Below are 24829 nucleotides of genomic sequence, written 5' to 3'. Positions count from 1 at the left end.
TTTAGTTACATTTAGAGCTTTTATAAGGATAGTGTATTTTGTTAGTGAAAGAGGTTGTGTTTTAGATTGATCTTTTTCAGCAGAAAACACAGGAAATAAGATTAACCCGGGGGAAGCGTTGGTGACGAAATGTTACTATAACTCAATAAGGAAGATATTGTTGTTATTTGCTTCAACAATCTTCCTACACAATATGGAGATAGATTCGGCAGAATGTGTCAATGCTATTGTCGTGTCCAAGCCTGTCACCAGCAATTTATTGGCTTCTGAGGCTCTTTCTTCTGCGCATTTTCCTTACAAACAATCAAACAATTTTGTACTTGCATCTTTGTGTAATACTTTGCCTGAAATGTTGGAAACAGCCAATAATAATGCTGTTGACGCCAATACCAGTCAAAGGAATAGTGCTGTGCCACTGGCTATGCCCGATCAGGATACCGCAGCATTTGTTTATCCCAAAAATACTTTTGTAACCACCGATCTCAACTCTTGCGATGCGCTCGTAACATCCGGATTAAGTCTACCCGATCCTGAAAATATTATATCTACCTTACGTTGGCAAATGGAGGGCGCTACCAATGCGCAGTCGCCCGGCAGCGGAGTTAATCAGCTTAGTTCTTATGTTTTTAACAAAGGAACAACCCGGATTACCTACCAGGGCACAACCCGAAACAACAACCCTATCTACTGTACATTTACGCTTACTGTTCGCGATAACCAGGCACCCCGGCTGGTTTTTTCTCCGGGAAATATTACGGTTTCCAATAGCACCGGAAAATGCTACGCCCGCGTAAACTGGACCGAACCCATCGTGACCGACAATTGCGTAGCTACAGAAAATTTAATTAGTAAGTCGAATTACAAACCGGGTGATGAATTCCCGGTTGGAGAAACCAATGTGGAATACCGCATTAGTGATGGTTTAAATGAAACAATCCATAGCTTTTTAGTAACGGTGGTTGACCGCGAAGCCCCGGAATTAACCGCACCTGAAACCATTGTTGTTGTGTGTGGCGAAGAAGTTGAAGATGCCTTTACTTCCTGGAAACAGTTTGAGCAAGCCGGTGGAAAAGTAAGTGATAACTGTGCTGTCGATTTCGAAAGCTTCCGTTATGTCAGGCAAATAGCCAGTGCTATCCGGTGCCCCTATACCATTACCCGTACCTACAGCATTGCCGATGTTAGTGGAAATGTTACCGAAGTAAAACACGTAATTAAAGTACTAGGTGAAAGTATGGTTTCTGAAACCAAAGAAAAGGCCGAAGAATCGCAATTACTTTTAAAGGCAGGAGCGGTTAATCAAGCAGAAATTGCCTTTTTAAAAACCGATGTTACATGTAAAGGCGGAAATGATGGAACTGTTAAGTTAATAGTTAGTGGTACAAGTGGTGCACTAAGTTACGTTTGGTTAACGAGTAATGGAAACGGAATTGTTCAGGGCCGTAAAGATCAAACAACTTTGAGTGATGGAGAATATACTGTAAGGATTTTTGAGGATGGAGATCTTTTGTTGGAATTCGATTTTAGTATTTTAGTTTCTGATAATGAAGCACCTCATATTACCGCACCCGAAAATATTACGCTGGATTGTGGGCAAACCATACCGGCTGCTTATTCCATTTGGTCGGAATTTGCAAATGCAGGAGGCGCTGTATGGGATAACTGTCGAATTTATTATTCAAGTTTCCGTTTGGCTTCCGAATCGAAAAGCAATCCGGATTGCCCCTACACCCTTACCCGAACCTATGAGATTACGGATATAAATGGGAACAGAGGATATGCCGAACATTTAATTACTGTTGAAGCGGGAGAGGTTGTTTTGAAATCGGGAGCCGGAACAGCTGGAACGATTACTGCACGAGCAACAGGTGATTGGAACCTTGCCTCTACCTGGGACTGCAACTGTGTACCTGATTTTGAGGATGATGTTATAATTCCTTCAGGTTTTACAGTAACAGTTGATGCAGCTGCAGAATGTAATAATATTACAATCGAGACTGGTGGAACTTTAGATCACAGTGGCGCAACTACACTGCAGGTATATGGCAACTGGACCAATAACGGTATCTATTCATCCGGAAGCGGAACGATTGAATTTACAGGTTCTGCAGATGCAGTTATCGGTGGAAGTTCAACTACTAGCTTCAATAATTTTATCTTGAATAAAGGTTCAGATGTTTCCAGCTCACTTGAAATAAATTCAGTAGGAGCAGTTTCACTGGGTAGCTATACATTTAGTAGTGGGCTTTTGGTGTTATCAACTGGTAGTTACACTCTAAGTGATGCGTTTGATCTTCCCCAGAAAGGGGGAATACATGTGAATGGTGCTACGCTAAATACCGGAGACTTTACAATCGGTAATCAGGGATTAATTCAGGTATCTTCCGGAACTGCTAATTTCGGAAATAGTGCTGGAAATTCAATCGAAACGTCAACCGATGGAGCATTTATAGTGTCGGGTGGAACTGTGAATATAGCTGGGCGTTTGCATAATTCGGCAGGAGGAACGCTGGCCACTGGCATCCCTTCAGGGATCAATATTTCAGGAGGTACAATCAACCTGGCCACTGTTGGCAATGGACTTTCGAGTACAGGAGCTTTAAACGTTACCCAACAGGGTGCGTTTGATTTTGCAGCAGGCACGATAAATATAATTCATGCCAATAGTACAAGTGGTACAGCCATAGATTTAGGTATTGCTGAAGTCTCCGGTGATGGAACAAAAGCAATTACCAACGGAGTATTTCATTTTGGAGATGGAACAGCTAATACCTACCAAATTATTAGTGCTATTGATCTTCCAAATATCACAACCGCCAACAACGCTGAACTCGAAATTACCCGAACAATTAGTACTAACGGTACTTACTCTTTTATTCTGGCTGACGGTGCCGGGAATGAAATCCCTGTTGAGATTACAATTTCTGCTACTTCATACTCTTCAAATGCTTCCATTAAAGTTACCACTACCGATGGCAAGTTTGCAGACAACCTTAGTAGCTCAAATTACCTTTCACGCTACTGGACCGTGGAACTAACAGGAATTACATATCCTGTTTATAACATTAGTGCAGACTATCGTCCGGCCGATATTGTAGGAACAGAGTCTGAAATCAAGGCTGGAGCATGGAACGAAACGGGCTGGATAAAAGGAGATGTAGCCGAAGGAAATACAGTTACATTTAATGGCTTAACCGGGGATCTTAATATTTCGGGAATTACGGCTGATGATCCAACGGTAATTGCAGGAGCTGTTCAAAATACAGTTTGCACAGGTGATGCAATAAATTTAACTTCTAACCCAACCGGCGATGCACCATTTACTTATGCTTGGACTGGGCCTAATAGTTTTTCATCCACAGATCAAAACCCAACACGTTCAAACGCAACAACAGCCGATGCCGGAGATTATAAGGTTATAGCTACTGATGGTAATGGGTTTATTGCAAATGCTACTGTTACTATTACCGTAAATACACCTCCTACATTTACTACTTGTCAGACAACAGATATATTGGCCAACACAATAGTAGGAACCTGTGCAGCAAATGTAAATTATACCGTTGCAGCGACTGGTACTCCAGCACCTGATTTAACTTATTCTTTCTCAGGAGAAACTATAGGAAGTGGTAATGGTACCGGCTCCGGATCTTCGTTTAATTTGGGTACTACTACGGTTACGGTTACTGCTATTAATGTTTGTGGTAGTGTGGATTGTAGTTTTGATATAACCGTAACTGATAATGAAAATCCAACGATTAGCTGCGTGGCCAACCGGTCAAAAGATTCAGATGCCGGAACATGTAACTATACAGTTGTAGGCACAGAGTTTGATCCAACTGCGACAGGCGATAACTGCGGCATCGCGAGTGTGTTGAACGACTTTAACTCAGGCTCGACATTGGCCGGCGCAGTTTTCCCGCTGGGAACAACCACGGTAGTTTGGACAATTACAGATAACGCATCAAACACTGCCACTTGTACGTTTGATGTAACAGTCGTCGATGATCAGGATCCAGTAATTACTTGTCCAACGGTACTTGCCTCTTACGATACAGACGCGGGAGAATGTTACTCAACGCAGAGTTTTGTAGCTACAGCGACCGACAACTGTTCAGTAAGCGATATCAAATATTATATAGGCGCCACAGAAATCACATTCCCTTACCAGTTTCCAGTAGGAACGACTACGGTTCGGGCCGAGGCAACCGATACTAACTCGCGTACCATTGATTGTACGTTTGATGTAGCAGTCGTCGATGATCAGGATCCAGTAATTACTTGTCCAACGGTACTTGCCTCTTACGATACAGACGCGGGAGAATGTTACTCAACGCAGAGTTTTGTAGCAACAGCGACCGACAACTGTTCAGTAAGCGATATCAAATATTATATAGGCGCCACAGAAATCACATTCCCTTACCAGTTTCCAGTAGGAACGACTACGGTTCGGGCCGAGGCAACCGATACTAACTCGCGTACCATTGATTGTACGTTTGATGTAACAGTCATCGATGATCAGGATCCAACCCCCATCTGTAAACCCCTAACGATCCAATTAGATGCTACAGGCAACGCTTCAATTACAACATCCGATATCGATAACGGGAGTACCGATAATTGTACTGAGGAAGCCAACCTGGTATTCGCTCTGGATAAAACTGATTTTACCTGTGACGATGTGGGATCCAATACCGTAACATTAACGGTTACTGATGAGCATGGCAACTCAAATACTTGTTTTGCAACTGTTGAAATCGTTGATGACATCAACCCAACAGCCAGTTGCCGCGAAATTACCATACAGCTTAACTCAAGTGGAACAGCGGTTATCGCTGCTTCTGACATTGACTACGGAAGTTCGGATAACTGTTCTATTAAAAGTGTTACTATTGATAAAACTATTTTCAGCTGTGAAGATGTAGGGACGAATACCGTTACCTTAACCGTTACCGATGCTTCCGGAAATTCCTCGACCTGCGAGGGAACTGTTACCGTTGAAGATAAAACTAAGCCCATAGCAATTTGTAAAAATTTTACGGTTCAATTAGATGAAACCGGAAATGCAAGTATTACTGCTGCTGATATTGATAACGGTTCGTATGATGCCTGTGGTATTGCAAGCCGTGATTTAGATCGCTATGATTTTACCTGTGCCGATTTGGGTACAAATGCCGTAACGCTTACCGTAACCGATAATAATGGAAATCCGTCAAGTTGTCCTGCTGTTGTAACCGTAACCGATAATCTGCCACCTACAGCATCGGCCGGTGGAAGTGCAACAATTTGTATCGACGAAACGCATACCGTTAGCGGAGCAAATGCCAATAACGGAACAATTGAATGGACACACGATGGAAATGGTACCTTAACCAATAGTAATTCATTAAGTCCCAGCTATACTTCGGTGCTTGCCGATGCCGGAAATACGGTTACTTTAACCTTAACAGTTACCGGAAACAACGCATGTGGAAATAATACGGCAACGGCCAGCTATTTAGTAGATGTAAACCCGGTTGCAACAGTTAATCCCATAGCGGCAATGGAATACTGTGAGGGCGAAACCACTCCGGCTGTTGCGCTAAGCAGTAACCTGGGAGCGGCGGTTACCTTCAATATAACAGGGGGGCAGGATATCGGGCTGTTTAATAAAAATAATGTTACTGAAATTCCATCGTTTACAGCAAATGCAGGTACCAGAATTGTTACCATAACCCCGGTTTATAATGGCTGCCCGGGCGAGCCTTTAAATGTTGAGATAACCGTAAATCCTACACCCAGTGTTTCGGCTTCTCCGCTTTTCCAAACCATTTGTTCGGGTGAAGAAACAGCCATTCTTTTGGGAAGTAATTTGGCAGGCTCTACCTTTAACTGGACTGCAACAGTAGATCCTGCCGGAAGTGTGAGTGGAGTGGCCGACGGAGTGAATGAAAGCACAAATACCATTACACAAACATTGGTAAATAATACTTTCAGTGAGGCAACAGTTACCTACCGAATTTATGCTGAAAATGGCGACTGCCCTGGTGCTGCCATGGATATTGTAGTGAAAGTTAAACCGGGCCTTACTGCAGGCATTGAAAAAGATACAATCGTTTGCCAGGAAGACCAGGAACCAAATATTACTTTTACCGTTAATGGCGGAACTGCACCATATATTTTTACCTACACCATTAACGACGGGGCCAATCAGGATGTGGAACTCAATGCGGGAAATACAATTGATGTGCCCGTGCCCACCGATACCGATGGCGATTTTACCTACAAGCTTGTAAGTGTTTACGAAGCGGGTGGATGTACCCATCTGTTTAACGAAACCGCAACGGTTACTGTAAGTCCTAAACCATATTTAAGCAGCACCTTAACACCTACGGGTGTTTGTAGTAACAATGCATTTGCATATACCCCCGCAAGTGCAACTACGGGAACAACATTTAGCTGGAGCAGAGCAGCCATTGCCGGTATTGATAATCCTGCAGAAACAGGAACGGATGCAATAGACGAGTATCTGATAAACACCACAAAGGCCCCAATTCCGGTTGTATATACCTATACATTGGAAGCTGATGGTTGCACCAACACACAAGATGTGGTGGTAATGGTAACCCCAGCACCATCATTAACCAGTACCTTAAATCCTGATGGTGTTTGTAGTGAAAGCCTGTTTTCTTATACTCCAACCAGCGATGTTTCGGAAACCACTTTCCCATGGACCCGGGCTGCGGTGGCAGGAATAAGTAATCCGGCAGCTTCGGGAACCGGCGATATTAACGAAGTACTTGTTAATACTACCGATAATCCTGTTGCGGTTACTTACGAATATACCTTAACTTCCAATGATTGTGTAAACCCGGCTACCTATCCGGTAGTTGTAGTGGTAACTCCTGCACCTGAGGTTACAGCAAGTGTCGATGTGAATTGTGTTTGTCCGGGTGGAACGTTTAACCTGTATTCATCTTCTGATATTTCTGGTGGTACTCCATTGCCGGGAACGCTCCTGTCTGAAGATTTTAACGGCAGTGCCAGTGGCTGGAGAACAACCAATAACTCATCAGGGGGAGATCCAGCCGCGGCCGCATGGACATTAAGGCCGGAGGGTTATAGGTATTCTGCATATTGGGGGGAAGTAAGGTTTAGTTCGAATGATGATTCACAGTTTTATTTATCTAATAGTGATGATCAGGAATGGTGGAGTGATTATACTAGAACAACACTTGAAAGCCCGGCATTTAGTACCGTTGGATATAATTCCTTGGAGTTGGATTTTTATCATTATTATGAAGATAACGGAGGAGATTATGCAAACATTGAGGTTTCTACCGATGGGGCAAACTGGACACAAGTTCAGCAATTTAATTCGGATAGGGGAAGTTCAACAAATTTCAGACATGAAACAATTGATTTAACTGCCTACATTGGACAACCGACTTTATATATTCGTTTCAGGTATTATGCTACTTATGATTATTTTTGGGCCATCGATAACGTAACTGTAACCGGAACCAGCACCGGCACAGCGGTTGATGTAAGTTGGGAATCGATACCGGCAGGTTTTACTTCAAATGTAGCTAATCCAACAAATGTTACCATAACTGATACCACTCAATTTGTGGTTACTTATGTTGATCCGGATACCAATTGCCCGGGGCGCGATACCGTATTTGTTGATATTTGCGAAACACCCGATCCGGTAATTGCGCCTGATTATTGTGCTTACGAGGGCAGGGTGCTCTTGACGGCCTATGGAGGTGCCGACGGGGCCAGTTACTCATGGGTAGATTCGAACGGCGATGTGGTCGGCACCGATAAGGAGTTAATTGTTGATATTGTAGATGTATATACCCTTACAATAACCAATCCCAATGGCTGTTCGGCGACAACACAATTAACCGTTTCGAATGAACTTATAATTAATGGCGATTTTGAAGCAGGCAATACCGGTTTTAGCTCCGATTATGGATTTGTAGAACCCTACTTAAATAACCCTCCAAGCGATGCTCCAAGAGACGGAACTCCCTGGAGTTCTTTATGGCCTGAAGGTTTATATGGGGTAGGAACAAATGCGCGTCATTACCACACGAATTTCTGGGGAAGACAAGACCACACTTCGGGAAGTGGATATTTTATGATTGTGAACGGTAACGTTAATGCCGGTACTCCAATTTGGGAGCAAACGGTTAATGTTCAGCCCAATACCAATTATTATTTCTCGGCCTGGGCCATGAGTTTAAATAGCGCGGGAAATGATGCGGTATTGCAATTTGAAGTAAATGGGGTTTTGGTGGGTTCTTTGGCCCGTTTAAATCGAGGTGTAGGAGACAACAGTAATAATGGATGGGTTCGGTTTTACAGCGAGCCCAACTGGAATTCAGGGAATGTAAGCGGACCAATAACAGTGCGCATCAGAAACGTAGAGCCGGCAGCAGGGGGTAATGATTTTGCTTTGGATGATATCTCCTTTGGTACCTTCGATCCGTTCCCACTGGAAATTGATGTGGCTTTTGATGATGTTTGTGAAGGAGATACACTCTTTTTGTATTCCAATTCGCAATATGGCAAAGAACCCATTACTTATTCGTGGACCGGCCCCAATGGCTGGACTTCAAACGAGCCAAATCCTTTTATTCCGAATTTTAGTTCAGCAAATGCCGGAAAATATAAATTAGAAGCACTGGATGGTTATGGTTGCGAAATCCTGCCTGATTCTACTACTGTACCTTTCAATGAGGCGCCAATTGCCAACGCCGGACCCGACGATTTTGTATGTACCGCCAATCCGGTAGTAAATTTAAATGGTACAATTGGAGGTTCGGCTACATCGGGTTATTGGACAGGCAGTGGAGGAACGTTTAATCCCGATGCCAATACCCTAAATGCTACTTATACTTTAAGTCAGGCCGAAATTGACGCCGGTATTGCCGAACTGATTTTGAGTACAGACGATCCAACCGGGGTTTGCGAAGCCCACAAAGATACACTTTATATTACCATTCATAATTCGCTTGAAATTACCACATCGTCAACAATACCAGACTGCCATGGATGGGCAACCGGTACGGCAACAGCAACGGTTTCGGTAACTACTGTTGAACCATACACCTATTTATGGAGCGATGGACAAACGACCCCAATTGCCAACAATTTATCAGCAGGTACTTATACGGTTACGGTAACCGATGCCAATGGCTGTACGGCGAGTGAAGAGGTTATTGTTGACGAGCCCGATCTTTTTGTGATTTCAAAAATTTCTCCAATAATTGCAGCCCCATCGTGCTACGGTGCAAACGATGGATCGGCAACCATGGAAGTAACAGGAGGAACACCGCCTTATACCTTTATCTGGGATGCAGCAACAGGAGATCAACGAACGGCCACCGCTTCGAACCTGGCAGCCGGAACCTATACCGTTTTGGTAACCGATGCCAATGGCTGCTCGGCAGCTACTTTTACCGCAACCATACCTAATCCTCCTCCTCCAACGCTGAATTGTCCTGATGATGTGGAGGATTTTGTAGATCCGGCTTCCTGTGCCATTACATTTAGCAACATTGAAGAGCCGCTGATGGATGGTTTTTGTACCACAACACTGACCTACGAACTAAGTGGAGCAACTACCGGTAGCGGAACGGGTTCGGTTAATGGTCAGGTTGACTTTAATGTTGGATTAACCACCGTAAAATATAAAATTGAAGACACGGCAGGCAATAAAGATTCGTGTACTTTCACCGTATTGGCTAAGCACCTGGAGCTTGATCCAACAGTTTACAGTTGTCCGCCTGCTACTGTAAATGCCGGGGCTCCGGATACCTACGTATGCTATAAAACGGTTGCTTTAGATAAAGTTGAATTAGATGATCAATGTAATGAAATTGAAAGCATTTGGCACGATTCGCCCTATAGCAGCGACCCTTCCGATGCCAGCGGCGATTATCCGGTGGGAACAACAAATTTCTCTTGGTATATTCGCGATGTTTCGGGCAATATTAAAACCTGCGATGTAACAGTAATTGTGGATGATTTAGGTCCGCAAATTACTTGTCCTGCCGATGTTAGTGAAGAGATAGCAGCAAATGAGTGTTCGAAAACCGGGGTAACAATTGATCCGCCTGAATACCGTGACAATTGTCCCAATGCGGAATTGTCGTATGTGTTATCCGGGGCAACAACGGGCAGTGGTATGGGAGTAGTGCCTTCTTATCAGGTATTTAATATTGGTGTTACCACTGTTACTTATACGGTAACCGATGTAAATAATAACACGGCCGAGTGTTCATTTACAGTAACCATCGAGCGTTTGTCCATCCCTCCGGCGGTAATTATATGCCCGGACAGCCCCGATCCGGTAACGGCTGTGGCCGGCACTTGTTTTGCCCCGGTAACTGTAGATGCTCCTGTTATTAACGATCCGTGTGCAACAACGAACTATACTATTATTAACGACTTTAACCACACCGATGATGCTTCGGATTCGTACCCGGTAGGAACAACAACTGTAAACTGGACAATAACTGATAATTCGGGTAAAACTTATACCTGTGTGCAGGAAGTGATTGTGGAAGATCTTCCGCCAACCATCGACTGCCCGGATGACTACACCTTTTTTGCTGATGAAAATGTAGATTACAAAGATAACGTTACGTTGGACGATCCGACTTATGCCGATAACTGTCCTGACCCGATTGTTGAGTGGACCCGTGTAGAACCGGATGGAACAACTACGCAAAGCGGCTCAACAGGTATTAATTTTATACCTAATCCGGGGCGATATTATGTTGGCGTAACAACAATTACCTATAAAATTACTGATTCTTCAGGTTTGACTGACGATTGTTCATTCACAGTAACCGTAACCGGGCCACCAGATATTACTTGTCCGCCAGTTTATGAAACCACAACCGATCCGGGAGTTTGTACGGCTACCCGAAGTTCAGATGATTACGGATTACCAACTTTAGACGAAGGTGTTCAGCCAATAACCTGGATCTGGACGATTTATAATCCGGATGGCACTGTTGGGGCAACAAACAGTGCAACTCCGTTTGTGGGGAGCGCTGCTAATCCCGGGCCACCTGCAATTCCTGATTATCCTTTTGAGACCGGCACCTCAACGATTCACTGGTATGTTAAAAATATATCGGGTTTCGATGAGTGTTCTTACGAGGTTATTGTGACCGACAAAGAACCGCCAACACTCGATGCTGATCCGTACGAAGATTGTGTCGACCCCTTGCACTGGGCTGTTTATAATCCCTCGAATCCAAATCCTGTATTTAACCATACAGATCCAAATCTGGAAAAATTCCCGGTCGATTACCGCACGCTCTATGCTGAGGATACGTCGCTCGATCTTACCTCGCTCAAGGACAATTGTTGTGATTCGACAGAAATGACAATCCATTGGCGAATTGAATTTAGTGATACACCTGATCCGAACGATGGAACGTCGATAAGTCATGATGCCATAAGCGGTACAGGGCAGCCATCAACTTATGTTCATCCAACAACCGATGTGCCAACCGATATTTACCTCTGGGGCGATGGTGTTACCTTTCAGCCCGTGGAGCATCGAATTTATTATTGGGTAATCGATTGTAATGGCAATCAGTCGGAAACAGTTGAAAAAACGATAACCATTTTGCCACGCCCACAAATTATAAAAATGAATTACTGATTTGTTGATGCGAATAGTTGGAGGGGGCATGGTGCTTGTAGCTTTATTCTGTTTTTCGGTAAATTATATCAGGACCTTATTTTTGACAGGGGTGATGATAACAGGTAGAGAAAGCCCCAGGCCTGATCAGTATTGGTGTGAAGTATTTTAAACAAATGACGGGAATACAACATTTTTAAGCTGATTGGAGTTATCAACAGTTCCCAAATTGGGATTATTAACAGGGGCGGTTCCGAAATTCCTGATTTAAATAGGGTTATGTGAATATCTTTTTGGGCAATATGTAGTTGCATTTGTTAATAAAATGTTGTAGTTTGCCCTAGTTGTAAAGAGAAAATTTGTATCGTCATTAAAAGAATTGTTGTATTAGGGATATTTGTCTTGCTAATATCGCTCAGATGTGGTGCTCAACAAGATCCTATTTTTACCTCATATATGTATAATGGCCAGATTATTAACCCGGCATATGCAGGAATGTGGGAGAAGATAGGTTTTACCACTTTAGTAAGAAAACAGTGGGCAGGGATTAACCGTTCGCCTCTGACTGAATACATTTCATTTCACTCACCTCTACGAAACGAAGCTGTTGGTGTTGGACTTAACATCATGAACGACACTTTTGGCCGCGAGAAACGCTTAACCGTTCTTGGCGATTATGCCTACGAAGTATATCTTTCGCGCCGAACACGTATGCGAATGGGCGTAAAATTCGGCTTCACCAACTATAAAAATCCGCTTACCGAATACATTTTATATCCCGATGGCAAGTACGACAGGGCTTTTGATGAAGATGTAGATTTAAGTTTTCTTCCCAATTTCGGTTTCGGAGTATTTATATACCAGGACTATTTTTATGCCGGATTCTCCATTCCAAAACTCATTGAAAACGACCTGAAAGAGAATTTCCATAACTATTCAACCAGTGCCGAGGTGCGTACCATTTACCTGAACGGTGGTTATGTAGTTCCGCTCGACCCATTTAATTATTTTGTATTTAAACCCACCATGCTGGTTAAAGCCACCTGGGGAACGCCACTGCAGATTGATTTGGCCGCAAACTTTATGATTCGCGAAAAACTGTGGCTTGGCGTATTGGGCCGTACCGGTGGCGCCATATGCTTTACCGGAAACTGGATGTTTAGTAATAAGTTTAGAGTAGGATTTGCAATGGACATAACAACAAACGAAATATACCCATATCAGAACGGAACCTTTGAATTTACTTTTGGTTTTGATGTGGACTTTTTTGGACGGAGCTATTTAAGATCACGATATTTTTAAAAAATGAAACGAGCATGTAAAGAAATTACACCCAAGAGTATGATTGAAATGCATGCGAGTTCCATGCTATACCTTTGAAAATAAACAATTTTAATAGTATGAAAAATAAATTACTGTGAAGTGTTTTTACCCAAAAAACAATAGAAGATGAGAAAAAATGCAGAAATATTAACCGGAAAGTAGGGCTTTAAAAGTTCAAAATCCGGTGATGATTAAACCAGAAAATATTGGAAGAGTTTTTAATGCAGACTCTGAAAACAGGATCTGGTAAGCTGTTGTAAAAAATGAAATGACAACAGGTATGTTGATGGAGCTCAGAAACTAAATTTATTTATTTGAGTTGACAGAAACCCAACATAGCCGGACTTTCAAAATAGCTTTAATAATTATGGCTGTTTTAACATTTACTATGGACGTAAAATCTCTTAGTTGGGAGAGTTACGTGCCTGATTTGTATAGTGAATTAGGGGAAGCTGAGTTTTTATCAAAATCAGTTGATGCGCACTCTTTGTTTCCTGCCAATACTTTATACGATGATACTACAGGCATTATTTGTCCGGAAGATATTGCATTATATACCGATTTAAATTCCTGCGTTGCAGTTATCAACGCCGGCTTAAATGTTACCGATCCCAACAGCATTATTTCTTCGCTTAGCTGGGAAATGACCGGTGCAACCGAAGCCACTTCGAATGGTTTTGGCATCAACCAAATTGGCAGTTATACATTTAACGAAGGAACAACAGTAGTTACTTATCGTGGTGCAACTCTTTACAACAACTCAATTAACTGCACCTTTACTGTTACTGTTACCGACAACCAGGCTCCCCGCCTGATCAGCTCTCCCGGCCACATTACAGTTCGAAATCTGCCGGGCGAATGTTATGCTAATGTAAGTTGGACCGAACCTTCTGCTGTCGATAATTGTGTGCCTCCGGATCAACTGATTTATACCAGTAATTACAGTTCGGGTCAGCAGTTTCCTGTGGGTTCAACCCGGGTTGAATACCGAATCAGCGACGGAGTAAATACGGCCTTCCATAGTTTTACCGTAACGGTAATCGATGCAGAAGCCCCGGAAATGATTGCACCACTGGCTATGGAAAGCGAATGTGGAAAACCGGTACCTGATGCTTTCACAACCTGGGAACAATTTGAACAGGCAGGCGGAAGTGCCAACGACAACTGTTCGGTTAACTACGGAAGTTTTAGGTACGTGGGCCAAACCAGCAGCGGTATAACCTGCCCTTACACAGTAACCCGGATTTATAGTATTTCGGATAATGATGGCAATGTATCTGAAGTTAAGCATGTAATTGAGGTAATAGGGGAAGGAATGGCTTATGAAGCCACAGTTGAAGCGACCGAACCGGAAGTACTTTTAGAACCCGGAGCAGAAACTCAGGCCGAAATCTTATTCTCAAAAACCGATGTTAGTTGTAAAGGCAGCAGAACCGGAGTGGTTGACCTGACCGTAAATGGTACATCCGGAATAGTGAACTTTGTTTGGTCGACACAAAACGGAAGTGGTATTGTGCAGGGAGCAGAAGACCAAAGCACCTTAAGCGATGGCGATTATACCGTAATGGTTTACGAGGATGGTGTTCGTTTACTGGCCTTCGATTTCAGCATTTTGGTAGTCGATAATCAGGCACCGGTGCTAAATGCCCCTGAGAATATTCAACGCAATTGCGGGCAATATATCCCGTCAGCTTATTCCACCTGGTCGGACTTTGCCAATGCAGGAGGTACGGTTAGCGACAACTGTCAGCTTTATTATTCAAGCTTCCGTTTGGCTTCCGAAGCAAAAAGCAACCCGGATTGCCCCTATACCCTCACCCGTGTTTATGAAATTACCGATGTAAACGGAAACCGCGGAGTTGCAGAGCATTTAATTACTGTTGAAGCGGAAGACGTTATTTTGAAATCGGGAATGGCAGATTGTACGGCCAGCTCAGGTAATTGGAGTAATCCAGCGATTTGGAGTTGTGGAAAAGTACCAACTTCACTAGATAATGTAATAATTCCGGATGGAGTAACTGTTACTGTTGATGTAGCTGCAGTCTGTAATAATATTACAATTGAATCAGGTGGAGAATTAAATCATGGTGTCAATCTTAGTACAACTGTGCAGGTATATGGAGACTGGACAAATAATGGCACTTACGATGGAGGAACAAACGGAGTAGTTGAATTTACGGGGCCAGGTTCTGCCACTATTAGTGGAACAACCGAATTCGAAGGTTTAATTGTGAATAAAGATGATGGCCTTTCCTCTTTATTAACAATTAATGGTGGCGTTAATGTTTTGAGTAGTGGCTTGTTAACAATGACTAGTGGTCTTATAACAATTCCGGGAGGTTCCAGTTTTTCAGTGAATCCATCAATAGGGCTTGATATCGAATATGAGGCAGGATTCGATGTTACTGGAGGCTCATTAGCCACAGGAGATTTTACAATAACTAATGAAGGATTAATTCGGATAGCTGCAGGAAGTAATGTAACCTTAGGTGATGATTCAGGGAATGAAGTACACACGCAATTTGACGGAGCTTTTATTGTAACCGGTGGAGATGTCGATATCGCAGGTAGATTATATAATTCAGCATCGGGAACACTTGACCCCGATGGATTAAATTTAACCTCAGGAATAACAATTTCGAGTGGTACAGTTACTTTGTGTACGCTCGGAAACAAGGCAAGCAGTACCGGATCGTTGCAGGTAACATCTGCCGGCAATTTTGAATTCTCTGGTGGAACAATAGTATTCCAAAATCCAAGTACTGCAACCTCTGAGCTCGACCTTGGGTTAATTGATGGTACAGGAACAAAAAATATAACTGGAGGGACTTTTCAGTTTGGAAATGCTTTAACACCAAATGGCAGCATCTTTCATATTGATAGTGAAATTAAAATTCCTAATATCGTTACCTATTCCGGGAGTGCATTATTTCTGGATATGCCCGTGGATGGTGCATCTATAGTTGAATGTATTGATCAGGCAACAGAACCAACTCCTCCGGTAGTTCAAGACAACTGCGGATACGAGATTACTCCTATAGTTCCGTCTGGTTACCAAGTAACAAGCTACGACGGCTGTGAAGGCGATGTAACCTATACCTATACTTACGAAGATTGCGACGGAAGTTCGCATGACTGGGTATTTACCTATACGATTAAGGATGTTACCAACCCAACGGCGAGTGGACCAATCACAGTAGATCTGGAATGTGCCGATGATTTACCAGCGGCCGCAACCACAATAGCAGGATTCCTTGCCTTGACCGGAGCCGATGCAGCAGATAATTGTACCGCACAATCTGATGTTGTAGTAACATCAGTTGATAATACAACAGGTGCAGGCAGTTGTAGCGGAGTCATCACCCGGACCTATACCATTGAAGATGAATGCGGAAACACAGTATCTGTCGACCACGTGTTCACGGTAACTGACAACACCAATCCAACGGCCACCGCACCAGCAACAGTAGATCTGGAATGTGCCGATGATAAACCAGCGGCCGCAACCACAATAGCAGGATTCCTTGCTTTACCGGGAGCCGCTGCCGCTGATAACTGTACGGCCACTGCTAACCTTACTGTATCATCAAACGATGTGGTAACCACACCGGGTAGCTGCAACGGCGTAATCACCAGGACCTATACCATTGAAGATGAATGCGGAAACACAGTATCTGTCGACCACGTGTTCACGGAAACTGATAATGAAGACCCAACCGCATTCAACCCACTACCAATAACCGTACAATGCGCAGCAGATGTACCAGCACCGGATATTACAGTAGTAACCGATGGAGCCGATAACTGTACAGCAAATCCGGTTGTGGCATTTGTAAGTGATGTTTCAGATGGAAATAGTTGCCCAGAAATAATCACCCGAACTTATAGTGTAACCGACGATTGTAATAACTCAATCCAGGTAACACAAATGATAACGATTAATGATAACATCCTACCAACCTGGACAACTACCGCCAATAATTTAGATCGTACAATTGAATGTAGCGATGGTTCAGGACTTACAGCAGCACAAGCCTTAGCTCCTGTAGCTTCTGATAATTGTGCAGGAACGATTAGTTATACCAAAAACAGTGGCGTATTTGTGCCGGTAGCTCCGGGATCGACAGAGGGAACCTATACTAACACCTGGACTGCCGCTGACGCATGTGGTAATAGCACAGCAGCAGTGTTCACCCAGGTGATTACCATCGTTGATAACACACCTCCAACCATCACCTGTCCCGGTAATCTAACTGCAAATACACCATTAGGAACTTGCGGTGCAGTGGTAACATATACTACTCCGGTAGGAGCAGACAATTGTGCGGGAGCCACAACTGTTCAAACGACCGGGCTTCCTTCCGGTTCAACTTTCCCGGTTGGAGTAACCACTAACACATTCGAAGTAACTGATGCTGCCGGTAATACGAACTCTTGCAGCTTTACGGTAACCGTTACAGACAACAGAAAACCGGTATTGACATTACCCGCTACGGCTATAATCGCATGTCATGAAAGCACGCATCCCGACAATACCGGGTGGGCTACAGCTACCGATAACTGTGCAGTTGATGAGCTGTCATATACCGATAGTTATGGACCTCCGGCAGTGAATTGTGTTGATAATTATACTATCTACAGAGAGTGGTTAGCTGTAGATATACATGGAAATCAAAGCTCTGCGACACAGGAAATCAAAGTAAGTGATGTCACCGGGCCAGAGGTGGTTTTTGCTAATCAAATTATTGAGGTTAATTGTCCGGATGACATTCCTGGTTATTATGAAAATTTAGATCAATTTTTGGCATCAAATTCGTTAAACCAGGTAAACGATTTATGTTCGGGTAGTGTAACCATGCAGCTGTACGATGAATATTCGTTTTTTGATCCTTTAGCAGAGTCTGCCGGTTATTGTCCTGACAGTGTTAGCCGTGTCTATCGTTTTTACGACGAATGCCTTAATTATACAGAGCTGGAGCAAAAAATTATTGTTACCGATTTACTTAATTGCAGTTGTACGGAATGTACAGATGAAGTAGTGGTTTATGATGTCGATTTAAGGCCTGATCCGGATAGTATTTGGGCTGAATATAAGGTTCGGAAGGATAAAAATGCACGCTGTTGTTTGGATGATGTTTGGTGGGAAGAAGGAGGAAATGATCCCTATAGATGTGTTTCCTTTAACGTGATTATTGATAATGATGCGGTGGGCGTACAAATTAAAACCAGCAAAGGTCAGGATGCAAAAGAATGGCGTATCGATTGTGAAAATGTAAGTTTAGAGGGACCTGATGGAAATATCATATGTCTTCCTTCGGGCGAATACCATTTGTTTACGCACTGTAAACAGGGAGCCGACCCCATTGATTATGAAATTCGTTCGGTCAGGGGAATAATTGAATCCGGAGATATTGAAACACGGGTAGATTGTTCGCGTGAAATACACACTACCGGAGATTTTGAATCTGTTCCGGTTTGGTCGGCACTTAATCCTTTGTATGATAAGTATCTGGATACATCAGATCCTTATAATCCAATCTTTTTTGTGCCTCTTGAAGACAAGGATGATGTCCCTTCGAGTATACAGTATCAGGTTTGTGCTGATGTTAACGGGTATATATGTGGCCAGGCAGCCGATGGTACAATTTGCGATACTATTACTGTAAATGTTTACGACCCTATTGAAACGCTTATCGATCTTGGCGATGTTGTTATGTGTGCAGGCACTCCTATTGATGTTGAACCTGTAATTTCTCCGGCTGGCAACTATACTATTGAATGGTTTGAGGGAACTGGTGCAATAGGAACACCAATACATACAGGTTATATTCATACCATTGAAACACCGGGCTGGTACTCTGTAAAAATAACCGAATATGAGTCGGGATTACCTTGTAATGAGTCCACATCCGACTTTGAAGTGGTACTTGACCTTTCAAAACCGGGTTTAAGTGCTCCACCGGATACGCTTTTTTTGAGCTGTGACGACCCGAATGCAGATCAGAAAATTATCGATTGGCGCGAGTCTGCCTGGGCATTTATAGTCGATGCATATGGGGATACCGTTACTATTGATGTAGAAGATAATTATAACACTTCTGGCGGTATTAACCTGGTATGTAATGAAGTGCTTGATGTGGAGTTTAAAGCTGTTGATCCGTGTAGTAATGACAGTATCGATATTGCTACAATTGTGGTTATCGATACAACTCCTCCAATAATTACCCCCGCTTCCAATAGTATTGCCGATTGTAATACCTTAGATCATAATACGCACGAAGGATATTTGGCGTGGTTGGCCAATCATGGTGGAGCCACGGCAAGTGATAATTGCCAGGATCCGGCAACACTGATATGGTCGGATAATATGGCTACTGCAGTTTGGGAAGGAAATGGTGCCCGTGATAGTATCACCGTTACCTTTACCGTTACCGACGATTGTGATAATTCAGCGTCAACAACTGCTACTTTTATTATTGTTGATGACATTCCTCCGGTAATTGAATGTCCGCCAAATGTTCAGGATACCGCCGCCGAAAACTATTGCTCAAAAGTACCTGGAAACCTGCAGGACCCTGTTTATTCCGATGAATGTTCTGTGCCTCGACTAACGTGGACATCAACAGGAGCATTAGTTAGTGCAGGAGATGGAACTGTTGCAGGAATCGCTTTTCCGGTGGGCGTAACTGTTGTTACTTATACTGTTACTGATGATGCCGGATTAACTGCCAGCTGTAGTTTTTCGGTAAGAATTGTTGATGTAACGCAACCAAATATCGAAATTGAAGGCTGTCAGGATGTAAGCGAGACAATGGGGCCTGATGAATGTTATGTTATCCCAACTACCATCAACGATCCGGTTTATTCCGACGATTGCTGGCCGCTAAGTTCACTTGTGCTAAGCTATACAATTACGGGAGCGCTGAATGATGCCGGAACAGGGTCGGTTCGCGGAAAACAGTTTCCGGTTGGGGTTTCAACGGTAGAGTACACCGTAACCGATCCTGATGGAAACTCAGCAAGCTGTTCCTTCACTGTAACCATGTTGCGCACCGATATACCTCCGGCCGTAATAAGCTGTCCTGATAGTCCGGAAGCGGTTTATGCCACAGCAGGGAATTGCGATGCTCCCGTGGATTTGGATTCTCCAACAATTGATGATCCTTGTGCTACTGCTACCTATACTATTAGCAACGATTATAACGGAACAACTAATGCCGACGATGTATATCCGGTTGGCATCACTACGGTAATCTGGACAATCACCGATAATTCCGGAAATGAAACGACTTGTACTCAACTTGTTGAAGTAATCGATAATCAGCCTCCTACAATCACTTGTCAGGGCGATGTGGAAGATTTAATAACAGATGGAGGGTGCGATTTAGAAAGTAGTTTGGTAACGCCTCCAACCTATAGCGATAACTGTCCGAATCCGGTGCTTACCTATGTACTTACCTTCGAAGACGGAAGTACATTCAGCGGTACAGGCTCGGCACATACCTATGCATTCCCGGTAGGAAAAACACAAATTCATTATACAGTAACCGATGCCGCCGGGTTAAAAGCCGAATGTACGTATACGGTGTGGATAAAAAATCTGGATGCCCCGCAGTTTCAGGTAGATTGCGATGTAGCAATTGATGTTTCAGTTACTTCCGAGGCCGGCCAGTGTGGTGCCAATGTAAGTCCGGTGCCTCCGGGTATTATTAATCCGTGTAACGAGGTGTATTCCATCGTAAATAGTTTTACCGGAACTGCCGATGCCAGTGGATTCTATCCGGTTGGCAGCACTACAGTAACCTGGACCATTATTGATGCTTCGGGAACAGAATATACCTGTGAACAACTTGTTGAAGTAATCGATAATCAGCTGCCTGTACTTACTTGCCAGGGCGATGTTGAAGATTTAATAACAGATGGAGGATGCGATTTAGAAAGTAGTTTGGTAACGCCTCCAACCTATAGCGATAACTGTCCGAATCCGGTGCTTACCTATGTACTTACCTTCGAAGACGGAAGTACATTCAACGGTACAGGTTCGGCACATACCTATGCATTCCCGGTAGGAAAAACACAAATTCATTATACAGTAACCGATGCCGCCGGGTTAAAAGCCGAGTGCAGCTATACGGTGTGGATAAAAAATCTGGATGCCCCGCAGTTTCAGGTAGATTGCGATGTAGCAATTGATGTTTCAGTTACTTCCGAGGCCGGCCAGTGTGGTGCCAATGTAAGTCCGGTGCCTCCGGGTATTATTAATCCGTGTAACGAGGTGTATTCCATCGTAAATAGTTTTACCGGAACTGCCGATGCCAGTGGATTCTATCCGGTTGGCAGCACTACCGTAACCTGGACCATTATTGATGCCTCGGGAACAGAATATACCTGTGAGCAACTTGTTGAAGTAATCGATCTTCCTCCATTTGTGAACTGTCCGGGCGACTATGAATACCAGGCTGATTTTAATCTGCCCTATAGAGAAAACATTACCGTTGCTGATCCAACGTATGGCGATAATTGTCCGAATCCAGTGCTGGAATGGACATTGGTTGAACCCGATGGTACAACATACACCAGTGCAACTACAGGAATTAATATTCTGCCGAATCCCAGGAGGTATTATGTTGGTGTTACAACGATAAGCTATAAAATAACCGATTCTTCGGGTTTGACTGACGATTGTTCATTCACTGTAACCGTAACCGGGCCACCCGATATTACTTGTCCGCCAACCTACGAAGCTCCAACCGATCAGGGCGTATGTACGGCCACTTTAAATTCTACCGATCATTATGGACTTCCTGTTTTAGACGAAGGTGTTCAACCCATTACCTGGACCTGGACTATTACCGACCCGGATGGAACGGAAGGTGCTACCGGTACTTTTGTGGCCAGTGAGGCTACACCGGGTCCACCCGATATTGGCGATTACCCGTTTAAAGTGGGTACTTCTACCATTAGCTGGCGTGCCGAAAATATTTCAGGTTTTGATGAATGTGAACACCTGGTGATCGTTACCGACAAAGAACCGCCGGTAATTACAGCCGATCCGTACGAAAACTGTGTAGATCCACTGCATTGGGCCACATACAATGAAAGCGATCCAACGCCACAATTCGGTCATGTTGATCCGAACCTGATAAAATCGCCTATCGATTACCGTACCTTGATTGCGGGCGATACCGATCTCGATTTAACATCGCTTACCGATAATTGCTGCGATTCATTATCGATGATCAGTAAGCTGCAGTGGCGCATTGAGTTTGTTGCTACACCCGATCCGGTTACCGGAACTGCCCTAAGTCATCCGGATATTTCGGGAACAGGGCAACCATCTGACTATGCTGTAGATGGAGTACCAAAAGATATTTACCTGTGGGGCGATGGCGTAACCTTTAAAACAGTTACCCACAACATACTCTATTGGATTGAAGATTGTAACGGTAATCCGGTTACTGAAGAGCTGAGAAAAGAAATTACCATAACTCCGCGACCACAAGTAATTAAAACGGACTATTAAAAAATGAGATACGATAATAACATAGAAACCATGGATCACTTGTCATCCTGGCGAGCCACAGCTACCGCGCGATTGCATCGCGTGGTGAATTCATCAGGAAACACTTCAAGGTTTCAAAAACACTTGAAGGTTTCAGCGACAACTGCTTACCAACCTTTAGGCGTTTCGCAAACCCTAAAGGTTTCAAGCACCTTGCTGCCGCGCTCCCGAAATTTCGGGGCTTTCGCGTGGGTGTACACGGCTACGGGCCAATGGTATTGCGTGGCAGAGGAAAACACTTCAAGGTTTCAAAAACACTTGAAGGTTTCAGCGACAACCACCAACCAATCTTTAGGCGTTTCCCAAACCCTAAAGGTTTCAAGATCAGAAAAAACTGAATTTGCCAATTGTCGGCTTAATTTGCCGATTTACGCATTTAAATTGCCAATTGACGGCTTAAACTGCCGATTATTGCATTTAGATTGCCAATTGTCGCATTTAGATTGCCAATTGTCGGCTCAAACCACCCGGGGAGCAGTAAATATTGAGGTTTTGGAAAAGCTAACGGATGCTGGAGAATTTGCTTTACCCCCCGTTTCGGCCTCACTCCGTACAACGGAGCTTGCGGCAGCTTGGAGTATGTGTAACAACCACGCGATACAATCGCGCGGCAGCGATGGAAGTTCTGATTTTATGGAGAAGAAACGATCGTACTACGAAACTTCTACCTTATTTCAAAACAAGGAAATGGAATACGAACATTTCTCCTCCTCTCAGGAGGAGTACATCCGCCAACTGGCGGGTGGGAGGTGGTGTTTGAATACTATTAGTGCACCACCCCACCGCTGTAAACGCGGTACCCCCCTCCTTGAGGAGGGGAAACTGGAGCTCGCAGCTAGCAGCTCGAAGCATACAGCTACGTTATTAACAATAAAATATAATAACCCGCAATCGAAATATTGGGATGATCGCGTGGTTAACAGTAATTTTATCCCCGACCCTTCACCCTGTCGGGAGCTTCCCTTGCAAGGGAAGCCGGTTTTGAACCGGACCGGTGCACATCCGACATGTAGTTTTGTTGGTTCAAAACTGTTTCCCCTTAAAAAGGGGAAATGGCTACAGCCAAAGGGGTCGGGAGCAGAATTAATTGAAAAAAACGCCCATCTTTCTGTTTGGAAAACCATGGGCACAGGAGATAATAAATTATTCCCATTCTTCCTGATTTCACAACTCGCTACCGCGCTCCCGAAATTTCCGGACTATTGCGTGTGTAACAGGATTGACAAGCCACACGATGCAATCGTGCGGCAGCAACGGGACTCGTATTGGAATGCGAACGTCCTCCCCTTAAAAGGGGAGGTGTCCGCCAGCTGGCGGACGGAGGGGTATATAGTAGCTAACACGAATAAAACATGTGCCTATGAAACATGACTAAAAATTGAATCTTTCTGCCGAACAGAGTAGGCAGAAAGTATGGTTCTGTAGGGCAACTGGTTTTCCCGGTTGCCTGAGGCTAAAGAGAAATGTGGTGTTTATTCTCTCTACAACAACATCAAGTATTTAGGCGATACTTTAAATAAATGCCACTTTCTCCGCGGCCCGGCCATCTGTTCTACCAATTGTTTTTCAGCTTGAGCCACAAGCGAAACGCTGAGATTACAATGGTAAATGCCGATAGTAAAGAAAAGAGGCTTTGGGAATAAATGAACCAAAGGCTCAGTTTGATTTCTAATCGGTATTATAGGAAATCAGGGGAAATGCCAAAAGTGGCATGCCCCCTTGATTTAGCGAACAAAACCTCTGGCGCGTAGCCTTGCTTTTCGAAGCAAAAGTTACATAAAAGCCAGTTCCCCCTTCAGGGGGATCCCGATTTATCGGGAGGGGGTGATACCTCTGGCTAACGGCCGGCCTAATCGTTGCAAAAGCAGCAACAAAGCCAGTTCTCCCTCTGTGAGGGAGATGTCCGGCTTCGACGGACAGAGGGTGAGAATTAAACCAAACTTCTTCTGAAAAGCAGAAGAAAAAATTGAAATTTTGAAAAACAGATAAGTGGATTTGGAACTGTTCCATCCCCTTCGTTTTAAACAAGGACAGCAAATGCATTGAATATGCAGCGGCCATTCCGTTAGGCTTTCTCCCCTTCGTAAGGGGAGATGTCGACAGACAGAGGGGTATCGGTTACAGCGAAAAATTCAACTTGTCATTAGTAAGTAAAAAACTGATTGACACTCAACTAAAAACCAAAATGTCAATCAACAAACAAAACAAAAACGTTCTGAAGTTTATTGAAAGGAGAATTGCCAGGAGCACGAACCGTTCTCCCTTGAAAAGGGAGATCCCGACGTGTCGGGAGA

Annotated in this window: 4 protein-coding genes; all 4 read left to right on the top strand. The window is 43.8% G+C overall.

Going from position 1 to position 24829, the window contains the following annotated elements; all coding sequences use genetic code 11:
- Window positions 1-349 precede the first annotated feature (349 nt).
- Window positions 350-11671 carry an HYR domain-containing protein gene (locus tag BMW53_RS06875; RefSeq protein WP_074780397.1) on the top strand — a complete coding sequence of 3774 codons (11322 nt, stop codon included), beginning with the start codon at window positions 350-352 and terminating at the stop codon, window positions 11669-11671.
- Window positions 11672-12007: 336 nt separating this feature from the next.
- Entirely contained in the window at window positions 12008-12952 is a 945-nt protein-coding gene (locus BMW53_RS06870; RefSeq protein WP_081804783.1) for a PorP/SprF family type IX secretion system membrane protein, read from the top strand.
- A 388-nt stretch (window positions 12953-13340) separates the two neighbouring features.
- Window positions 13341-22496 (top strand): HYR domain-containing protein, encoded by a 9156-nt coding sequence (locus BMW53_RS06865; RefSeq protein ID WP_074780390.1) that lies wholly within the window; start codon window positions 13341-13343, stop codon window positions 22494-22496.
- 3 nt (window positions 22497-22499) lie between these two features.
- Complete coding sequence (locus BMW53_RS06860) at window positions 22500-23906, top strand: hypothetical protein (protein WP_139178049.1); 1407 nt, start codon at window positions 22500-22502, stop codon at window positions 23904-23906.
- Window positions 23907-24829: the final 923 nt, after the last annotated feature.

The sequence above is a fragment of the Draconibacterium orientale genome, assembly GCF_900111425.1.
GTDB classification, from domain to species: domain Bacteria; phylum Bacteroidota; class Bacteroidia; order Bacteroidales; family Prolixibacteraceae; genus Draconibacterium; species Draconibacterium orientale.
Note: the sequence above shows the minus strand (reverse complement) of the source record. Positions and strands in the feature narration are given on the sequence as shown.